Origin of the sequence: Actinomycetospora termitidis, assembly GCF_030286555.1 — a bacterium.
Classification (GTDB): Bacteria; Actinomycetota; Actinomycetes; order Mycobacteriales; family Pseudonocardiaceae; genus Actinomycetospora; species Actinomycetospora termitidis.
Window position 1 is genome coordinate 338,701 of sequence record NZ_JASVWF010000002.1, and the last position, 19,308, is coordinate 358,008.

The window sequence follows — 19,308 nt, forward strand, 5'->3', positions numbered from 1 at the left end:
GGTCAGCTCCCCTGGACCGGCGCGAAGCGGAAGGCCTCGCCGTCGGGAACGACGTGGCCACCGGCCGGGCCGCTGAAGTGGGTGCCGAGGACCAGGGTCGGGGTGTCCACGACCGACTCCAGGAACGCGGTGCGGCTCCGCGCGGACAGCTCGCGGTCCCAGTCGCCGCGCGAGCTCCACGCCGGGCGGGCCAGCTGGATCGGGTGGTGGATGAAGTCGCCGGTGACCACGCCGACCTCGCCGCCGGACTCCAGCCGCACGCTGTGGTGGGCCTTGGTGTGCCCGGGTGTCGACGCGTAGCGCACCCCGGGCGTGACCTCGTGGTCGGAATCGACGAGGTCGACGAGACCGGCGTCGAGGCACGGCTGGATGGACTCGGCGAACACCAGCCGGGTCTGCACGTGGATGTCGGGGTTCGCGCCCTCGTAGACGACGGCGTGCGAGAGGTCCGAGGTGGTGCTCTCGCCCTCGGCGAGCCCGCGGTGGTACTCGAACTCCTCGCGCACGTAGGTGTAGCGAGCGTTCGGGAACGTCGGGCGCCACGCCCCGTCGTCGAGCACGGTGTTCCAGCCGACGTGGTCGAGGTGCAGGTGGGTGGCCAGGACGACGTCGATGTCCTCGGGCCGGTAGCCCGCCTCGGCGAGCCGCTCGAGGAACGGGTTGTCGAGCCCGCCCCAGTTCGGGATCAGCGGCAGGTTCTTGTGGTTGCCGCACCCGGCGTCGACCAGGACGCGTGCCTCCGGCGTCTCGACGACGAAGGCGTGCAGGCTCCACAGGGTCTGGCCGGCGTCGTTCGCGTAGTGCGGGTGCAGCCAGTCGATGGCGTTGACCGCGTCGGGGGTGGCCTCCTCGATCAGCCCGTCGAGCTCGCCCGGCTCGACGGGCATCTCCAGGATCTGGCTGACGACGATGTCGCCGAGCTTCCACATGGGTGCCTCCTGTGCAGGTGGGTGGGGTTCAGATCCCGCGGCCGGCCATCTCGCCCTCGTAGATCGCCTCGTCGACCCGGCGGGGCGCGACGCAGTCGCCGATCTGCGTGACGGGCCAGCGCGCCCGCAGGCCCTCGACCAGGGACTCCTCGGGGTCGCGCATGGCGACGGTGACGATCGAGTCGACGGGCACGATCCGCTGTGCCCCGTCCCAGATGCGCCCGACCACCGCGCCCTCGGGAGTCACCGCGAAGACGGCGTGCTGCGGGCTGAGGACGACGCCGGCGGCGTGCAGGCGCGGGTAGACGTGCGCGATGTCCAGGTTCATCAGCGTGTTGTCGCCGATGGTCAGGCGCGTGCTCACGATCTCGACGCTCCGGCCCTCGCCCGCGAGCTTCTCCGCGAGTCCCATGGCCAGGTACTCGCCGGTGTCGTCGATGATCAGCACCCGCTGCCCCGCGCGGTCGCTGTCGACGATCGCGGTGATCGGGTCGAGCGCGACGGTGTGCTCCAGGCCGGGGATGCCGCCGTGGTTGCCGACGGCCGCCAGGTAGCCGTCGGTGCGCCAGGACGAGCCGGTGGCGACGACGACGTGGTCGGGCTCCTCCGCCGCGACGCTCTCCACCGACGCCGTCGTCCCGAGCCGGACGTCGACCTTGTACTTGTCGAGCGTGCGCTCCATGTCGGTGACCGTCGCCGCCCAGCGCCCGCGCGTCGGGAGCTGCGCGGCGTAGCGGATCTGCCCGCCGAGCCGATCGCTGCGCTCGAGGAGGACGACCCGGTGGCCGCGCTGCGCCGCGGTCTCCGCGGCGCGCATCCCGGCCGGTCCGCCACCCACGACGACCACGGTGCGGGGCTCGACGGCGGGCTGGAGGGTCCCGAGGCCGAGCTCGGCCTCGCGTCCCGCCGACGGGTTCTGGGTGCAGGTCAGCGACCAGCCCTTGGCCATGCGGTTGAAGCAGCCCTGGTTGCCGCCCACGCAGTGACGGATCTCGTCCTCGCGCCCGGTGAGGGCCTTCGTGACGAGGTGCGGGTCGGCGATGTGCGCGCGGGTCATCGCGACGAGGTCGGCGTCGCCGCGCTCGACGATGCCGTTCGCGGTGCTCAGTTCGGCGATGCCGTTCGCCGTGATCACGGGCTTGTCGACGACCGACTTCGCACGGACGGCCAGGTCCACCAGCGGGGTCCCGGGGATGCTCATCGGCGAGACCGTGTAGTGGAACGAGGCGGCCGCCCCGCCGCTGACGCTGAAGTAGTCGAACAGCCCGGAGGCGTCGAGCGTGCGGAGGATGCGCTCGCCCTCGTCCGGGTCGATGCCTCCCGCCACGAACTCGTCGAGCGAGAGCCGCACGCCGACCGCGAACGAGGGACCGGTGACGTCCCGGACCGCCCGCGCGCACTCGATCACGAGGCGGCAGCGGTTCTCGGTGGAGCCGCCGTAGGCATCGGTGCGCCGATTGGTGAGCGGCGACAGGAAACTGCACAGCAGATAGCCGTGGGCGGCGTGGATCTCCGCGCCGTCCATTCCGGCGACCTCGGCGTTCCGGGCGCTGCGGGCGAATCCGTCGACGAGCGCCGCGATGTCGTCGTGCGACATCGGGCGCGGAATCTCGCCGTACATCGAGGACGGGAGCCCCGACGCACTCCAGAGCGCCCGCCAGTTGTCGAGGTGCATCGTGTTGGTGTCCTCGGCCCCGAAGTGCGAGAGGTCGACGAACACCCGCGCGCCGTGCCGGTGGACGGCCTTCGCCAGGCGCTCGTAGACCGGGATGACCTCGGTCGGCCAGCTCTGCAGCGTCCGCAGCATCATGCCGCGGCTCGAGGGGTGGACGACCTGGGCCTCGGTCAGGATCAGCCCGGCGCCGCCCTTCGCGCGTTCCTCGTAGTAGTCGACGCTCTGCTGCGTCATCAGGTTGTCGCGGCCGTAGGCGAGGGCGTGCGGCGTGACGACCACGCGATTCTTCAGCGTGACGGGGCCGATCGAGATCGGCTGCCAGAGGGCTTCGTAGTCGCGCATCGTCGCGCTCCCCAAGGTGGAGGTGGTGGATGGGGCTCCGCCCTCTTGCTAACCGATGAGTTGGATAGCTGAACGAGCGGTAACTCATCGAAATGTAGGGAGCGGCTCACCGACGTGTCAAGGGCCGGTGGCGGGCCGGCGGCGCGCCACGAGCGGGCACCGAGAGCTGCGACGAGGCCACACGGGCAGCGCTCAATGCCCGGTGATCACGGTCGCCGCGCGGACGTGAGCCGGGCGAGTGCTCCGATCGCCTCGTCGGGTCCGGTCGTCACCGCTCGCGGGGAGCCACGTCCTCGTACACCGGCGGCCGCTTCTCGAACCCGGCGGTGACGGCCTCGATCTGGTTCGGGCTGCCGATCAGGGCCCCGATCTCGGTCTGCTCGGCGGCGAAGCCGGTGGCGAGGTCGACGCGGCCGGCGAGGTCGAGCAGGCGCTTCGCGGCCCGGACCGCGTGCGGGCTGCGCGCCGCGATCTCCCGGGCGAGCTCGATCCCGGCGGCGTGGGGGTCCGGCGCGGTGCGGGTGCACAACCCGAGCGCGGCGGCCTCCTCGCCGTCGACGAACCGGCCGGTCAGCGTCAGCTCCTTCGCGACGTCGCGGCCGACCAGTTCGGGCAGCACCTGCGACCCGGTCATGTCCGGGACGAGCCCCCAGCGCGTCTCGAGCACCGACAGCCGGGCATCCGGGGCGACGATGCGGATGTCGGCGCCGAGCGCGATCTGCAGTCCGCCGCCGAGCGCGTTGCCGTGGATCGCGGCGATCACCGGCACCTCGAGCTCGGCCCACACCCACGCCGCCCGCTGACCCGTCGCCCGCGCCGGCCCCGACGTCGGCGGGAGCTGCGCGGACGCCGAGAGCCGCTCACCGCCCGCCATCGCGCGGAACGAGCCGAAGTCCAGGCCGGCGCAGAAGTCCGGCCCTTCGCCGGAGAGCACCACGACCCGCACCGAGGGGTCGTGCCGCAGCTGCTCCCCGGTGCGCACGATCGCCTCGAACATCGCGGGATCGAGGGCGTTCCGCTTCTCCGGGCGCGCCAGCCGCACGTCCGCGACGCCCTCGACGACCTCGACCCGGACCCGCTGCTCGGCGCTCACGCCCCCATGGTGCGCTCCCTGCATCGTGATCGACTTCCGGGCGGCAGGGTGCCCGCGTGGAGGGGCACTTCGCCGCCCGGATGTGGATCATGCGCGTCACCCGAGGGCGGCGGCCACCCACGGTGACGGATTTCCTGGCGCCCAGTGCCAGCAGTGACGCATTGCTGGCACGGGACGTGCAGGCTCACGCCGCGAGCGCCGCCTCGAGGTCCGCGGTGAGCGTCTCCTCCTCGGCGGTGTCCGGCCAGTGCCGGACCCACCGGCCGTCCGGGTCGACCAGGTAGGTCATCGCGGTGTGCGGCACGGCGTAGCCGTCCGGGTCCTCGGGGTCCGCGCGGCGGCGCGCGAACACCCGGAAGGTCTCCTTGGCCGCCTCGACCTGCTCCGGCGTACCGGTCAACCCCGTGAAGCGCGGGTACGACGTCGTCAGGAAGGCCTTCATGACGTCGGGTGTGTCCCGGTCGGGGTCGACCGTCACGTAGAGCGGACGCACCCGGTCGACGTCGTCGCCGAGCCCGTCGAGGGCGGCGGTCAGCTTGGTCAGCGCGCGCGGACACACCACGCGGCACGAGGTGAAGCCGAACTGCACCAGCAGCCACGAGCCGCGGTAGGTCCCGGCGTCGACGGGTGTGCCGTGATGGTCGACCAGGTCGAACCCGATCGCGGTCGGTGCGCTCACGGCACGAGCTCCAGGTCGCGGGCCGGGCCCGGAGGCACTTCGAGGGTGACGGTGCCGTCGGCCGCGATCTCCTGCCCGTCGAACCGCAGCCGCGCGCCGGGTGGGACGCGGTCGATGACCACGGTCGCTTCGTCGCCGCTCCGCCGCCGCAGCCGCGCGTGCAGCACGCCGTCGACCACCTGGGCCCGGCTGACCTCGACGTCCCGCCCGACCTCGGTGAGCGCGGGCTCCGCGAAGTGCTCGGCGCCCCACGGCTCCTGGTAGAGCGTGTGGAGCCCGTCGGGGACGTTGAGGCGGGCGTAGCCGATCAGGACGTTCCCGGACATCGGCTCGATGTCGGTGCGGTTCCCGTCGGCGTCGGTCGGGGTGTCGTTGCGGGGGTAGGACAGGGCGCCGTCGCGCCAGGTCGGGTTCATGAAGCGGTCGGCGTGGGCGAGGATGCCGTCCAGCGTCGCCCGGTCGCCCATCTCGGAGGCCCAGGCGGCGACCCACCCGAGGTCGCAGGTGTCGTTGACGACGGTCTGCCCCATGACGTTCATGGCGGGCGTGGACCGGACCGAGATCGTTCCGTCGGGCCCGGGGATCAGGAAGTCGGCGACCTGGCGCGGGTAGTTCTCGCGGACGAAGTCGCGGTTCCAGGTGTTCATCAGCGCGCCGCACCACGCGTCGACCCACGGCGCCTGCAGCGCGTTCGGCGCGACGACCTTGGTGTCCTCGAGGATCATCTGGTTGTAGTGCCCGGCGTCGTCCAGGCGCCCGAAGTCGGCCCAGGCCTTCTGGTAGCCGGCGACGACCTCCTCGGCGCGGTCGCCGCCGGTGATCACGTCGTGCAGCCGGAAGCCGAGGATGGCGGGCTGGTTGCAGATCTGGAACACGCAGTTCGGCTCGCACGCGATGCCGAGGTAGCCGTTCTGCACCATCTGCCAGTACAGGTTCTCGTTGAGCGACTCCCGGTCGTAGACGAAGCGCTTCGGCTCACCGCCCCAGAAGAACGACCAGTGCTCGAAGGTCAGCGCGCCCGGCTGCGCGTACCGGTCGTCGGCGAACAGGACGTCGTGCAGCAGCGCGCACGACTGCACGTACGCCGAGTACATGATGTTGTCGCGCACCACCGGGTCCCACTCCTCGTGGTAGCCCTCGGAGAGGTGCGCGTTCATGACCATCCCGCCGCGGGACGCGTCGCGCCAGTACATCCAGACGTCGGGCATGAGCAGCTTCTCGATCAGCCGCTGGATCGTCGGGCGGACGACGCCGGGTGCGGCCGGGAGGCGGTGGCGGTGGGTCAGGGCGAGCCCGTAGATCATGTAGGCGAGCTGGAAGCGGTAGCTGCCGAAGTCGTCCTCGCCGGCGCCCTTGCCCTGCATGCCGGACCAGTCGTGCGGCAGCCGACGGGACAGGTCGTCCCAGTGGCGCAGGTGTCCCAGCTGGGCCTCGTCGAGCACGGACGGCGTCGTCATGCGCTCCGACCGTACGCAGCGGGGCGACGCGCGCCACACCCGTTCGGGTGTGCCGTGACACGGACTGCACCGGTCTGATGCGCAGGCACATCGACGTGGAGGTGACGGTGGACGGTCCCGGAGACATCCTGCGCGGGGTCGGCCCGCGGTTCGGCGACAAGCCGGCGCTGGTGACGGCGACGCGGACGCTGAGCTTCGCCGAGCTGGACGCGCTGAGCGACCGGGTCGCCGCCGGGCTCGTCGCGCGCGGGGTGACGGCCGGGCGGCCGGTGTCGCTGTACGCGCAGAACCGGTGGGAGTGGGTCGTCGCGTACCACGGGGCGCTCAAGGCGGGTGCGGTCGTGAACCCGGTGAACGTCATGCTCACGCCGGAGGAGCTGGCCTTCGTCCTGCGGGACTGCGGCGCGGCGGCGGTGTTCACCAGCGCCGAGCAGGCCCCGACGGTGCTCGAGCTGACGCGGGACCTGCCCGAGCCGCTCACGGTGGTGGCGTTCGGGTCGGTGGAGGGCGCGGTCGCGTTCGACGAGCTGCTGGCCTGCGAGGAGCCGGCCCCGGCCGTCCTCACGAAGCCCGAGGAGCCGTCGACGATCGGCTACACGTCGGGCACCACCGGCCACCCGAAGGGCGCGGTGCAGAGCCACCGCGCGGTGCTGCTCAACTGCGCGCTCACCGCGACGATGCACGGGCGGCGTGAGGACGACGTCGTCGTGACCGCCCTGCCCGCGCCGCACGTCTACGGCAACGTCGTCATCAACGGGACGTTGCTGGCCGGCGGCACCGTCGTGCTGATGGAGCGGTTCTCGGCGTCGGAGGCGCTGCGGCTGATCGGCGAGCACCGGGCGACGCTGTTCGAGGGCGTCCCCGCGATGTACGCGATGCTGCTCGCGGATCCGGGTCTCGCCGACGCGGACCTGTCGTCGCTCACGCGCTGCACGGTGGGCGGGCAGACGATCCCGCTCTCGACGATCGAGCGGTGGCAGACCCGCTCGGGCGCGCCGCTGATCGAGCTGTGGGGCATGACGGAGGTCGCGGGCCTCGGCACCACGCACGCGCTGTACGCGCCGCCGGTGCCGGGGTCGATCGGGGTGGCCCTGCCCGGGATCGAGCTGCGGATCGCGGACCTCGAGGACGTCCGGCGCGACGCCCCGACCGGCGAGCCAGGGGAGCTGATGGTGCGCGGCCCGATCGTCATGTCCGGGTACCACGGCAACCCGGAGGCGACCGCCGAGACGATCGAACCGGACGGCTGGCTGCACACCGGCGACGTCGCGACGATGGACGCAACCGGCCACGTGTTCGTCGTCGACCGCCGCAAGGACATGATCATCACGGGCGGCTACAACGTCTACCCGGCCGAGGTCGAGCGGGTGCTGGCCGCGCACCCGAAGGTCGCGATGGTGGCGACGGGGCCCGTTCCCGACGACGTCCGGGGCGAGATCGCGTGCGCCTACGTCGTACCGGTCGCGGGGTCGGAGCCGACCGAGGACGAGCTCGTCGAGTATGCCCGCGAGCACCTCGCGGCCTACAAGCGCCCGCGGCTGGTGCGCTTCGTCGAGACGCTGCCCGCGACGTCGACCGGGAAGATCATGCGTCGTGAGCTCATCAAGCAGTTCACGCCGTGACATCGCCGGGACGGCGGCGTTCGATGAGCAGGTGGACCCGACGGAGCTGACGCGCGAGCACGCCGAGCTGGTCGGCCTGCTCGACCGGCGCGCGGCGGTCCGGGCGGCCCTGGACCTGCTGCGCGCCGAGGGCGAGGTCGCGTGGGTGGCGGAGCCGGCCGACCCGTCCTCCGAGGACCTCGTCCTGGCTCAGCTCGTGGGCGACCGGACCGGCCTGCTGCGGGGTCTGACGGTCGCCCGTGGACACGGGCTGACCGGCAAGGTGCACGCGTCCGCGACGCCGGCGTGGGTCGACGACTACCTCGGCTCGGCCGAGATCACGCACACCTTCGACCGGGTCATCGACCTCGAGGGGGTGCAGCGGCTGCTGGCCGTGCCGGTCCGGCGGGACGACCGGCTCCTCGGGGTGCTGGCCGTCGGCGCGCGGTCGGCGGGGACCTTCGGGGGTCGGGCCGCGGAGCGGGCGGAGGCGGTCGCGCACGAGGTGGCGCTCGCCGTGGCGGTGGCCGAGCGGGCGCGGCTGGCCCGGGAGGTCGCCGTCCACGAGGAGCGCAGCCGGATCGCCGCGAACCTGCACGACAGTGTGGGCGCGCTGCTGTTCGCGATCGGGTCCGGGATGGCGGGGCTGAGCGAGGCGATGGGGGCGGATCCTGAGCTGGCGCTCCGGTTGTCGCGGCTGCAGGACCAGGCTCAGGAGGCCTCGGCGGCGTTGCGGGACTCGCTGCGGACGCTCCGGGCGTCGCCCGCGGCGTTGGAACTGTCGGTGGTGCTGCAGGAGGACTGCTCGGCGTTCAGCGACCGCACGGGCGTGCCGGCCGAGCTGGTGATGCTGGACGACCCGCCGTCGTTGCCGCCGTCGCGGACGGACGTGGTGATCGCCGGCGTGCGCGAGGCGCTGCTGAACGTCGAGAAGCACGCGAGCGCCTCTGCCGTGGTGGTCAGCGTGGCGCGCCGGGCCGGATCGCTCGTGGTCGCGGTGACCGACGACGGCGTCGGGCCGGCCGGGACCGCATCGGGACTCGGGTTGACGACGACGTCGGACGCGGTCGGCCGGCTCGGCGGCACCCTGCGCGTCCTGCCCGACCCGCACGGCGGCACCACCTGGAGGCTCGAGCTGCCGTGCTGAGCACGGTGCGCGTGCTCATCGTCGACGACCACCCCGTCGTCCGCGACGGCGTGGCCTCGCAGCTCGCGCGGCACAGCGACATCGAGGTCGTCGGGCACGCGGGCGACGCGGCGGAGGCGACGTCGGTGTGCGGCCGCGAGCGACCCGACGTCGTGCTGCTCGATGTCCGTCTGCCCGACGCGCTGGCCGCGGACGTCGTCCCGCGGTTGCGGGAGGTGTCGCCGTCGACCCGGGTGCTGCTGTTCACGGCGTTCCCGGAGCACTCGGCGGTGGCGCCGTCGCTCGCGGCCGGCGCGGTGGGGCTGTTGGTGAAGGACGCCTCCGGAACGGAGCTGGGCGCGGCGATCCGGGACGTCGCCCGGACCGGGTCGTACCGCGGCGACGTCCCCGGCACGGACGCGCCGCTGACGCCCCGCGAGTACGACGTGCTCCGTCTCGTCGCGTCCGGACACACGAACGGCGAGATCGGGGCCGAGCTGCGGTTGTCCCCGAACACCGTCAAGACCTACCTGCACAACGTCATGCGCAAGCTCGACGCCCGTAACCGCGCTCAGGTCATCACCAACGCCCGCGCCCACGGGCTGCTCTGACTCACGCGGCGTCGGGGATGACCGGCACGAGCAGGTGCGAGGCGTGCTCACCCCCGACGTGGACGACGGCGCCCACCGCGGGCCGGCTCAGGTCCGGGTGGTCGTGGGACATCGCCACGAGTTCGGAGTCCTCGACGACGAGCTCCAGGCGCAGCCGTTCTCCAGGCGCGAGGGAGATGCTGGTGGGCCAGATCTCGACCTCGAGCAGCGTGGGTTCCCCCGGGACCAGCGGGACCGCCCGGCAGTGCGGGTGCCACGGGCGGTAGGGCTCGCTGCGTTCCGGGTCGGTCTCGCGGTGGGACGCCTTGAGCCACCCCATGGCCATGGGCACGTCCTGCCCCTGCGGCCCGACGGCGGGGAGCACGGCGCCGTCGGCGTCGACGTGGTGGACGCGGACGAGGACGTCGAGGTCGTCCTGCTGCGCGGTGATCCAGAGCCGGAGGGCGACGGGGCCGGTGAGTTCGAGGGGCTCGTCGACCGGCGCCGTCTCGAACGTGGCGGGATACGGCACGGTGGCGGGCTCCACCGGAGGTGCCCAGTCCAGGGTGCCCTCGCCGAGGTGCAGCTCCCGCCACTGCGTGCCCGGCACCGGGAGGTCGGTGGTGTCGCGCCACTCGACCTCGCGCCCGTGCCGGACGGCCAGCCGGACCGGCGCCACGCCGTCCATGCGGTCGGCCTGGTCCTTGAGGAAGCGGTCGAGGAAGCGCAGCTGCAGGTCGAGGGCCCAGTCGGCGTAGTAGGGGTCGATGTGGCTGCCCGTGTGCGCCACGAGCCACTTGTGCTCCGACGAGGCCCGGCGCCAGCCCTCGACGTTGCCGCGCAGGTGGAGCTGTACCCCGCCCCAGTTCGCGGCGGAGAGCAGCGGGACGGTGATCGCTTCGAGGTCGGTCTGCCGGGCGCGGTGGTACTCGTCGATCAGCGGGTGCCGGGGGAGGACCTCGCGCCAGTCATCGCCCTCGGGGCCGGTGCGCTGCGGCTCGATCTGCCGGGCCCACCAGAAGTCGATGAACCCGCGGGTGTACAGCCCGCCCTGGTAGGCGGCCTCCCGGTAGAAGTCCGTGAGGCCCTCCCAGGCGATCACCGCGGCGAGGTGCGGCGGCTGGAGGGCGGCGACCCGCCAGCCCATCATCGCCAGCCACGAGATGCCGCTCGACGCGACCTTGCCGGTCGACCACGGCTGCGTGCCCGCCCACTCGACGACGTCGTGGAAGTCCTCGGCGTCCTGCGGCCCGTAGAGGTCGAGCCGCCCCGGCGACGCCCCGGTGCCGCGGGTGTCGGCGCGCAGGACCGCGTACCCGCGCTCGGTCCACCACACGGGGTCCGGGGTCTCCCAGACCATGTGCTCGTGGTGGGGCACGTTCTCGTACTGCGGATAGCGGTCGGGCCAGTGCACGTCCTTGCCGTAGGGGCTGATCGAGGCGATGACCGGCACCGGCCCGTCGTCGTCAGGACGGAAGACGTCCACGACGATCGGGGTGCCGTCGCGGGTGGGGACGGGGACATCGCGGTCGATCTGCACAACGGCTCCCTCGGCTCCGTGGGCGGGTGTCCGGAGTGTGCGGAGCGCGGCGAAACAAAGGCAAGCTGACTTGCGTTAAGGTGTCCGGTCATGACGGAGGTCCGGCGTCGGCCCGGTGGGCGGTCGGCCCGCGTGCGTGCGGCGGTCCTCGATGCCACGACGGAGGTCCTGCTCGCCCGCGGCCTCGCGGACTTCCGCATTGCCGCGGTTGCGGCGGTCGCCGGCGTGCACGAGACCTCGATCTACCGGCGGTGGGGGAGCCGTGAGAACCTCCTCGCCGAGGCGCTCCTGCACGCCAGCGAACAGCACCTGCCGGTGCCCGACACCGGGCGTCTCCGCGACGACCTCCTCGCCTACGCCGCTGCCCTCGCGAGGTTCCTCGCCACCCCGGTCGGCCGGGCCCTCGACCAGGTGCTCGCCCTCGGCGACGACGGGCCGGCCATGCACGATGCCCGGGAGCGGTTCTGGACCGAGCGGGCCGCCGGCTCGATGCGCATGATCACGCGTGCCGTCGAGCGCGGGGAGCTCCCGGACTCCGTCGACCCCCGTCTGGCCATCGAGATGCTCGTCGGCCCGGTGCACTTCCGGCTCCTGCTCGTCCGCGAGCCCGTCGACGCCCGGACGCTCACGCGCCTCGTCGACACCCTCCTGCACGGCATCGCGGGATCGGCATCGGCGTGAGACCTCGCTGTCTTCATCGCCCCGGCCCCGTGGCAGGTGCGTAGCGGGCGAAGGCGGCGAGGAGATCGGGGTCGTCGACGGCGTCGCGCCCGGCGACCCGGTCGAGCTTCGCGCCCTGGAGCAGGCGTTTGACCGGGACCTCGAGCTTCTTGCCGGTCCGCGTGTGCGGGATGGCGTCGACGGCGAGGACGTCGTCGGGGACGTGGCGCGGGGAGGCCTGCGTGCGGATCGCGGCCGTGATCCGGTCGCGGAGCGTCGCATCGAGGTCGGTACCGGGCTCGAGGACCACGAACAGCGGCATCCAGTAGCCCCCGTCGTCGAGCTCCGCGCCGATGACGAGGGCCTCCCGCACCTCGGGCAGTGCCTCGACGACGGCGTAGATGTCGGCGCTGCCCAGGCGCACGCCGTGCCGGTTCAGGGTGGAGTCGGATCGGCCCGAGACGACGACGGAGCCGCGGGAGGTGAGCGTGACCCAGTCGCCGTGGCGCCAGACGCCCGGGTAGGTCGAGAAGTAGGCGTCGCGGTAGCGCTCGCCGTCGGGATCGGCGACGAAGCGGATCGGCATCGAGGGCATCGGCCGGGTGATCACCAGTTCGCCGACCTCGTCGAGGACCGGCCGGCCGTCGGCGTCCCACGCCTCGAGGGCGACCCCGAGCAGCGGCGCGGAGATCTCGCCGGGCCACACCGGAGTGGTCGGTGAGCTGCCGGCGAAGCCGGAGACGACATCGGTGCCCCCGGTGCTCGAGGCGAGCTGGACCGCGGTGCCGACGTGGTCGTGCACCCAGTGGTACGAGCTCGCGGGCAGCGGTGAGCCGGTGCAACCGAGGACCCGCAGGGCGCCGAGGTCGTGGCTGCGACCCGGATCGAGGCCCGCCTTCGCGCTCGCGAGGAGGTAGCCGGGACTGACGCCGAGGAGCGCGACCCGGTGCGCGGCGGCGAGGGTCCAGAGCCGTCCCGGGTCCGGGTGGGCGGGGCTCCCGTCGTAGAGGACCACCGTCGCCCCGACGAGCAGGCCGGAGACCTGGACGTTCCACATCATCCAGTTCGGGGTCGTGTACCAGAGGAACCGGTCGCCGTCGTGCAGGTCGAGGTGCAGGCCCAGGAGCTTGAGGTGGTCCAGCAGCACCCCGCCGTGGCCGTGGACGATGCCCTTCGGGACGCCGGTGGTGCCCGAGGAGAACAACACCCACAGTGGGGCGTCGAAGGCCACGCGCGCGAAGGTCGGCTCCGCCGGCACGGCGAGGGCCTCGTCCCAGCCCACGGCGCCCGGCGGCAGGCCCAGCCCCACGTGCTCCACGCCGACCGTGTGGCGCAGGGTCGGCAGCACGGCGCGCAGTGCCTTGACCTCGTCGCGGCGGTCGTGCACCCGCCCGTTCCACCGGTAGCCGTCGGCGGCGACCAGCACGACCGGTTCGAGCTGGGCGAAGCGGGCCGCAGCACCTCCGGCTGCGTAGTCCTGGCCGCAGACCGACCAGACGGCGCCGAGGCTCGCGCAGGCGAGGAACGCGACGAGGGCGTGGGTGCCGTTCGGCAGGTACCCCACCACCCGGTCCCCGGCGACGACGCCGTGCCCGCGCAGCCACCCGGCGAAGGCGCCGACCTCGGCGCGGAGCTCGCCGCGGGTGCAGGCGGTGGTCGTGCCGTCCTCGGTCTCGGCGACGACGACGAGCTCGTGGCCGTCGCCGCGCAGCGCGTGCTCGGCGTAGTTCAGGGCGACGTCGGGGAACCAGCGCGCACCGGGCATCGCGTCGTCGACGAGGACGCGGCCCCGATCGCCGTCGACCTGCACGTCGAAGAGGTCGAGCACCGCCGTCCAGAACTCCGCGAGGTGCTCCACCGACCAGCGCTGCAGCGCGTCGTAGCCGTCGAGTTCGACGCCGTGCCGCTCGGTGACGAGGCGGGCGAGCGCCGTGATGCGGGCGTCCTGCACGGCCGCCTCGTCCGGGACCCAGATCGGGTCGATGTCGGTCACGACGGCGTGAGGGCGACCGGGAGGTGCTCGAACCCGCGCAGCATCCGGTTGTCCTTGCGCCGCGCGACGCCGGCCGGGTGGATCTCCGCCACGGACGACACCAGCTCCTCGAGGACGACGCGCCCGATCATCCGCGCGACCGGCGCGCCCAGGCAGAAGTGGACCCCGCGGCCGAAGGCGAGGTGCTCGTTGGGCGTGCGGTCGATCAGGAAGCGGTCCGGGTCCGGGAACTGCCGCGGGTCGCGGTTCGCGCTGCCGAAGGCGACCATCACGCGGGCACCGGGCGGGAGGGCGACCCCGGCGACGGTGGTCTCGGTGGTGGTGACCCGGAAGAACCCGGGCTGCACCGGCGACTCGAACCGCAGCGACTCCTCGACCGCGCCCGGCGCCAGGTCCGGCCGCTCCCGCAGCCGCCGCCACTGCTCGGGGTGGGTCGCCAGCGCGTGCAGGAGGTTGCCCAGCATGTTCACGGTCGTGTCCATCGCCGCGACGAGGATGCCGCCGAGCAGCGAGACGACCTCACCCTGCGCGAGCTCGCCCCGTTCACCCGCCCCGACGATGCGGTCGGCCCAGCCCCCGGTGACATATTCACCGTCGGCCGCGATCTGTCCGACGAGGCCGAAGAGCCCGCCGATGGCCTCCCCGAGCACCGACGACTCCCCGCCGGCCGGGCACCCCATCGAGTCGAAGATCGTCGATGCCCACCGGCAGTACTCGTCCCGGTGCCGGTCGGGATAGCCCATCAGCTCGGCCATGACCGTCGTCGGCACGGGCTGGGCGACGTGGCCGACCCAGTCGATCTCGCCCTCGGCCAGTGCGACGTCGAGGGCGCGGCCCACGAGCTCGCGGACCCGCGGTTCGAGCTGACCGATGGCCTTCGGGGTGAAGTCCCGGGCAACGGCGCGGCGCACGCGCGTGTGCTCGGGCGGATCCGTCGACAGGATCACCCCGCCCTCCTCCGGCGTCGCGACCGGCTCGAGGCCGGCGCCCTGCGCGGACGAGAACGTCTCCCAGTCCTTCAGGACGGCTGCGACGTCGTCGTAGCGGGAGACCAGCCAGACGCCGTAGCGGTCGAGGTGCGTGCACGGCGCCTCGTCCCGGAGCGCGGCGAGCGCCGGGTACGGGTCGGCGCGCTGCTCGGGGGCGAACGGGTCGAAGGCCGACCACGTCGGGGACGCCGAGGTCGTGGTCACGACGGCTCCACCTCCGGCGCCCGGGCCGCCCACGGGTTGGTCAGCTCCTCGTGCAGCTGCGGGGAGACGCCGTCCTCGGTGCCCGCCATCCCGGTCGCGGCCGGGAACGCCTCCATCATCGAGTCGGGCATGTGCCAGTTGCGGAAGAAGTCGTTCGACCCCTCCGACGGCCGCCACGTGCGGGCCCGCCAGTCCGGGACGTAGTTGCGGTAGCCCCCGGAGTTCAGCTCGACGCGCAGGCTGCTCGGCTCGCGGAAGTAGAGGAAGTGCTGCTCGCCGATGCCGTGCACCGACGGTCCGTACTCGATGGGCGTGCCGTGCTCGAGGAGGAGGTCCGCCGTCCGGACGAGGTCCTCGGGATGGTCGGCCCAGAAGGCGATGTGGTGGACGCGCCCCGCCGTCGCAGACGTGTCGACGACGATGCCGAGGTCGTGGGACTTCTCGTTGGTGGTCAGGACCGAGAAGACCGTGACGGGGGCGTCCTCGAGGTCGGTGAAGGCCATGACCCGGAAGCCGAGGACCTCGGAGTACCACTGCGCGAAGCCGCGGACGTCGGAGGCCGCGATGGTCACGTGGTCGAGGAAGCGCGGCGCGGCGGCGTGGCTGCTGCGCCGTTCGGGGCGGTCCGGGTAGACCGACGTGTAGCCGTCCTCCGCCTCGAACGGCGGAACGTCCCAGACCAGGCCCATCCGGTGCCCGAAGGGGCCGACGAACGTATAGGTCCGCCCCTGGGCGGGCGGGTCCTCGCGCCACTCCCCGGTGACGCCGGCCGCCTCCACCCGCGCGACCGCCTCGTCGAGGGCCTCGGCGCTGTCGGTCCGCCACGTCATGGTCGCGAGACCGGCGTCGGGCCCCGGGGATACGACCAGGCTGTGGCGGTAGTGGTCCCCCCAGCACCGCAGGTGGACCTTGCCATCGGCCCGGTCGATCACGCGCAGTCCGAAGCGTTCCACGTAGAACGCGACCGACGATTCCACGTCGGGGCTCGTGATCTCGAGCGAGAGCAGGTGGCTCAGCAGGCGGGCCATGAACGTTCCTCCCGGTGTGCGGGTCCCGGCGGAATCGTCCGGCCGGTCCGTCGGGAAGGGACGCTAAATCGCGGCACGGTTCCGCGGAACCGACGCCTCGTCGATGGCTGACATCGTCACGATCGATGGTGAGGAGACAGTTCCGTCGATCGATGGCATCGATGGCCGGCGGCCAGGCGGGGTAGTGTCCGGGCTCCCCGGAGAGAGTGGGCCGACGATGGACCGCGACTCGTTGCTCCAGCACCTGGACCTGAACCTGCTGGTCGCCTTCGACGTCCTGATCGACGAGTGCAGCGTGACCCGGGCGGCGGAGCGGCTGTCGGTGGGGCAGCCGGCGATGAGCGCGTCGCTCGCGCGGATGCGCAAGTTCTTCGGGGACCCGCTCCTCGTTCGGGACGGGCGCACCCTGCGGCCGACCTCGACCGCGCTGGAGCTCGTCGCGCCCATCCGCGACGCGCTGGACACCATCGAGTCGACGGTGCGCGCCGCCCGGGACTTCGACCCGCGGACCGATCGCCGCACGTTCACGCTCATGGCCAGCGACTTCGTCCTCCTGGTCCTGCTGCGACCGCTCCTGGCCGAGCTCGAGCACGAGGCGCCGAACCTGCGCCTCACCGTCCGGCCGACGACGCCCGACGCGGGCGAGCGGCTGGCGCGCGACGAACTCGACCTGCTCGTGCTGCCGACCGAGCTCCTGGGGCGGGGCGCCGAGCTGCGGTCCGCGCCGCTGTTCACCGAGCGCCTGCTGATCACGATCGACCGCGACCACCCCGACGTCGGGGAGACGATCACCGAGCAGCAGTTCCGGGAGCTGCCCTACCTCGCCTACGAGGGCCGACCCGGGACCACCATCAGCGACCTCCGACTCCGGCGGCTGGGCATCGAGCGCCACGTCGACGTCGCCACCCAGAGCTTCGTCATCCAGCCCCTGATGCTGCCGGGCACCCGGATGGTGGCCCTCCTGCACGAGCGGCTCGTCGCGCACTTCGCGCCCACCCTGCCGATCCGGGTGCTCGACCCGCCCTTCGATGTCCCGCCGCTGACCGAGGCGATGTTCTGGTCCCCCCGCACGGACGCCGATCCCGCGCATCGCTGGCTGCGCGACCGCGTGCGGCACGCCGCCGCGGCCCTGGACTGACGACGCATCGATCGCGTCGATGCCAGGCATCGACATCCGTCGCTACCTGCCTGCCGCTCGCCGCCCCTAGCGTCGGGCTCCGACAGCCGACTGCACCGGCGCGGAGGAGGCATCGTGACGAACGCACTGGTCGTCGGGGGCGGGGTCGGCGGGCTCGCCGCTGCGACCGCTCTCGCAACTCGTGGAATCGACGTCGAACTGACCGAACGCGAATCGGAGATTCACGCGCTCGGCAGCGGGATCACGTTGATCGGCGCCGCGCTGCGCGCCCTGGAACGGCTCGGGCTCTACGAGGAGTGCGTCGCGCAGGGCTTCGTCATGAACGATTTCGAGCTGTTCGACCCGGCCGGTCACCCCCTGACGCGCTTCCCGCTCCCGAAGGCGGTCGGGACGGACCACCCCGGCATGGTGGGGATGATGCGGCCGCAGCTGCACCGGATCCTGCTCGACGCCGCGAAGGCACGCGGGGTCGCGATCCGGACGGGGGCCGCCGTCGTCGGCGTCGAGTCCGGGGCGGATTCGGCCTCGGTCACGTTCGAGGACGGTCGCACGGCCCGGTACGACCTCGTGGTCGGTGCGGACGGACTCCGCTCGACGGTGCGCGAGGCCGTCCTCGGACCCGTCGAGGTGCGCGACCTCGGTCAAGGCATCTTCCGGGTGGTGCTGCCCCGCCCGGAGGAGCTGACCACCGAGTGCCAGCTCGTGGGCGACCCGGAGACGACCGTCGGGTTCACGCCCACCGGCCCGGAGAGCATGTACATGTACGTGCTGTTCGCGGTCGACGAGAGCTACCGGCCGGCGGACATGCCGTCCGCCGTCCGTGAGCGGCTCGCGCCGTTCGGCGGATTCGGCGCCACGGCGCGCGCGGCCGTCGACGAGTCCACTCCGATCAACTACACCCGGTTCGAGAACCTGCTCGTCCCCGCGCCGTGGCACCGGGGCCGGGTCCTCGTCCTCGGCGACGCCGCGCACGCCACGACCCCGCACCTCGCGGCCGGGGCCGCGATGTGCCTGGAGGACGCGGTGGCCCTCGGCGAGGAACTCGCCGGGGCGGCGGACCTCGACGAGGGGCTGCACCGCTTCGCCGCGCGGCGGTTCGACCGCTGCCGCTACGTGGTCGAGACCTCCGCGCAGATCAGCTGGTGGGAGACCCACCCGGACACGCCCGGCGCCGACCACGCCGGCCTCATGGGCGAGGCCCTGCACCGCCTCGCCGAGCCGTTCTGACGGGAGGAGCAGACCGTGGGCACCAGGAACCCCCTCCTCGACTGGGAGTTCGACCCGGACGCCGTCCGCCTCGTCGGGAAGGATCTGCAGCGGCCGGAGTGCATCCTGGCCGAGCGCGACGGCACGCTCTGGACCGCCGACGCCCGGGGCGGTGTCGTGCGCATCCACCCCGACGGCACTCAGGACCTCGTCGTGGCCCGCCCTGCCGAGGGCTTCGACACCGAGCACGACCTGGCGGGGAGCCTCCTCGAGGGCACGCTGCCCAACGGGCTCGCCTTCACCGACGACGGCGACATCCTGATCGCCAACTTCGGCACCGACGCGCTCGAGACCATGGACCGGGCCGGGAACGTCCGCACCCTGCACGACACCATCGACGGGCAGCCGCTCGGCAAGGTCAACTTCGTGCTGCGCGACCGTCGCGGGCGCACCTGGATCACGGTGTCGACCATGGTGAACCCCTGGAGCGACGCCATCGGCCGGCACGTGGCCGACGGCTACGTCGCCCTGCTCGACGACCGCGGGCTGCGCGTCGTCGCCGACGGCTTCGCCTTCACCAACGAGATCCGCTTCGACGCCGACGAGCAGTGGCTCTACGTCGCCGAGACCACCGCCAAGCGCGTGTCGCGACTCCGGATCGCCGACGACGGCTCGGTGCTCGAACGGGAGGTCTTCGGGCCGTCCTCGCTCGGGGACGGGCTCGTCGACGGCATCACCTTCGACGCCGTCGGCAACATCTGGGCGACGATGATCTTCGCCGACCGGTTGGTCGCCCTCACGCCGGAGGGCGAGCTGCTGGAGCTGTTCAACGACGGCTACGCGGCGGCGACCGCGCGGTTCGAGGAGGAGTTCGCCGCCGGCGGGCCGGTCGCCTTCGAGACCCTCTCCCGCACCGGCGGCACGCTCGCCCCGTGGTTGGCGAGCGTCACGTTCGGCGGCCCGCGCCTGGACCAGGTCCTGCTCGGGAGCCTACGCGGGACGACCCTGCCGTCCTTCCCCTCACCGGTCCCGGGGCTGCCCCCGGTGCACTGGTAGAC

Annotated in this window: 16 protein-coding genes; 7 read left to right on the forward strand and 9 right to left on the reverse strand. The window is 72.8% G+C overall.

Features of this window, described 5'->3' with window-relative positions; translation table 11 throughout:
* Positions 1–2 precede the first annotated feature (2 nt).
* The 5 genes from QRT03_RS09530 to QRT03_RS09550 all read right to left on the reverse strand — a co-directional run bounded on the left by QRT03_RS09530 (position 3) and on the right by QRT03_RS09550 (position 6,175).
* Entirely contained in the window at positions 3–929 is a 927-nt protein-coding gene (locus tag QRT03_RS09530) for an MBL fold metallo-hydrolase (protein ID WP_286052450.1), read from the reverse strand.
* A gap of 28 nt (positions 930–957) precedes the next feature.
* Positions 958–2,946, reverse strand: a complete 1,989-nt coding sequence (locus tag QRT03_RS09535; RefSeq protein WP_286052451.1) for an oxidoreductase — start codon at positions 2,944–2,946, stop codon at positions 958–960.
* Positions 2,947–3,214: 268 nt separating this feature from the next.
* Positions 3,215–4,039, reverse strand: coding sequence for a crotonase/enoyl-CoA hydratase family protein (locus QRT03_RS09540; RefSeq protein WP_286052452.1), 825 nt, complete (start codon positions 4,037–4,039; stop codon positions 3,215–3,217).
* Between the two features lie 184 nt (positions 4,040–4,223).
* On the reverse strand, positions 4,224–4,718 hold the full coding sequence (locus tag QRT03_RS09545) for an SCO family protein (RefSeq protein ID WP_286052453.1): 495 nt from the start codon (positions 4,716–4,718) through the stop codon (positions 4,224–4,226).
* Positions 4,715–6,175 (reverse strand): linalool dehydratase/isomerase domain-containing protein, encoded by a 1,461-nt coding sequence (locus tag QRT03_RS09550; protein WP_286052454.1) that lies wholly within the window; start codon positions 6,173–6,175, stop codon positions 4,715–4,717. The genes QRT03_RS09545 and QRT03_RS09550 overlap by 4 nt, the downstream gene beginning before the upstream one ends.
* Positions 6,176–6,282: 107 nt before the next feature.
* Between QRT03_RS09550 and QRT03_RS09555 the strand changes: the two genes are divergently transcribed.
* From QRT03_RS09555 to QRT03_RS09565, 3 genes are read left to right on the forward strand one after another with little or no spacing between them, the layout of a single operon-like run.
* Positions 6,283–7,797, forward strand: a complete 1,515-nt coding sequence (locus QRT03_RS09555) for a class I adenylate-forming enzyme family protein (RefSeq protein ID WP_286052455.1) — start codon at positions 6,283–6,285, stop codon at positions 7,795–7,797.
* A 31-nt stretch (positions 7,798–7,828) separates the two neighbouring features.
* Positions 7,829–8,923, forward strand: a complete 1,095-nt coding sequence (locus QRT03_RS09560; protein ID WP_286052456.1) for a GAF domain-containing sensor histidine kinase — start codon at positions 7,829–7,831, stop codon at positions 8,921–8,923.
* Positions 8,917–9,513 (forward strand): response regulator transcription factor, encoded by a 597-nt coding sequence (locus QRT03_RS09565; protein WP_286052457.1) that lies wholly within the window; start codon positions 8,917–8,919, stop codon positions 9,511–9,513. Before QRT03_RS09560 ends, QRT03_RS09565 begins: the two co-directional genes overlap by 7 nt.
* Before the next feature lies 1 nt (position 9,514).
* On the opposite strand, the gene QRT03_RS09570 is transcribed toward QRT03_RS09565, so the two are convergent.
* A complete protein-coding gene (locus QRT03_RS09570; RefSeq protein WP_286052458.1) occupies positions 9,515–11,032 on the reverse strand; it encodes a CocE/NonD family hydrolase in 1,518 nt (505 codons plus the stop codon).
* A 90-nt stretch (positions 11,033–11,122) separates the two neighbouring features.
* On the opposite strand from QRT03_RS09570, the gene QRT03_RS09575 reads away from it, so the two are divergent.
* A complete protein-coding gene (locus QRT03_RS09575; RefSeq protein ID WP_286052459.1) occupies positions 11,123–11,713 on the forward strand; it encodes a TetR-like C-terminal domain-containing protein in 591 nt (196 codons plus the stop codon).
* Between the two features lie 13 nt (positions 11,714–11,726).
* Here QRT03_RS09575 and QRT03_RS09580 read toward each other — a convergent pair whose 3' ends face one another.
* Genes QRT03_RS09580 through QRT03_RS09590 form a run of 3 tightly spaced genes read right to left on the reverse strand, consistent with a single transcriptional unit; the run spans position 11,727 to position 15,906 of the window.
* Positions 11,727–13,685, reverse strand: a complete 1,959-nt coding sequence (locus QRT03_RS09580; protein ID WP_286052460.1) for an acetoacetate--CoA ligase — start codon at positions 13,683–13,685, stop codon at positions 11,727–11,729.
* A complete protein-coding gene (locus QRT03_RS09585; RefSeq protein ID WP_286052461.1) occupies positions 13,682–14,878 on the reverse strand; it encodes a cytochrome P450 in 1,197 nt (398 codons plus the stop codon). Before QRT03_RS09585 ends, QRT03_RS09580 begins: the two co-directional genes overlap by 4 nt.
* On the reverse strand, positions 14,875–15,906 hold the full coding sequence (locus QRT03_RS09590) for a VOC family protein (RefSeq protein ID WP_286052462.1): 1,032 nt from the start codon (positions 15,904–15,906) through the stop codon (positions 14,875–14,877). The genes QRT03_RS09585 and QRT03_RS09590 overlap by 4 nt, the downstream gene beginning before the upstream one ends.
* A gap of 217 nt (positions 15,907–16,123) precedes the next feature.
* Here QRT03_RS09590 and QRT03_RS09595 point away from each other — a divergent pair, with 217 nt between their 5' ends.
* The 3 genes from QRT03_RS09595 to QRT03_RS09605 all read left to right on the forward strand — a co-directional run bounded on the left by QRT03_RS09595 (position 16,124) and on the right by QRT03_RS09605 (position 19,306).
* Positions 16,124–17,044, forward strand: a complete 921-nt coding sequence (locus QRT03_RS09595) for a LysR family transcriptional regulator (protein ID WP_286052463.1) — start codon at positions 16,124–16,126, stop codon at positions 17,042–17,044.
* A gap of 114 nt (positions 17,045–17,158) precedes the next feature.
* Positions 17,159–18,271, forward strand: coding sequence for an FAD-dependent monooxygenase (locus QRT03_RS09600; protein ID WP_286052465.1), 1,113 nt, complete (start codon positions 17,159–17,161; stop codon positions 18,269–18,271).
* A 15-nt stretch (positions 18,272–18,286) separates the two neighbouring features.
* Positions 18,287–19,306: an SMP-30/gluconolactonase/LRE family protein gene (locus tag QRT03_RS09605; RefSeq protein ID WP_286052466.1), complete on the forward strand. Its 1,020-nt coding sequence runs from the start codon at positions 18,287–18,289 to the stop codon at positions 19,304–19,306.
* The last annotated feature ends 2 nt before the right edge of the window (positions 19,307–19,308 follow it).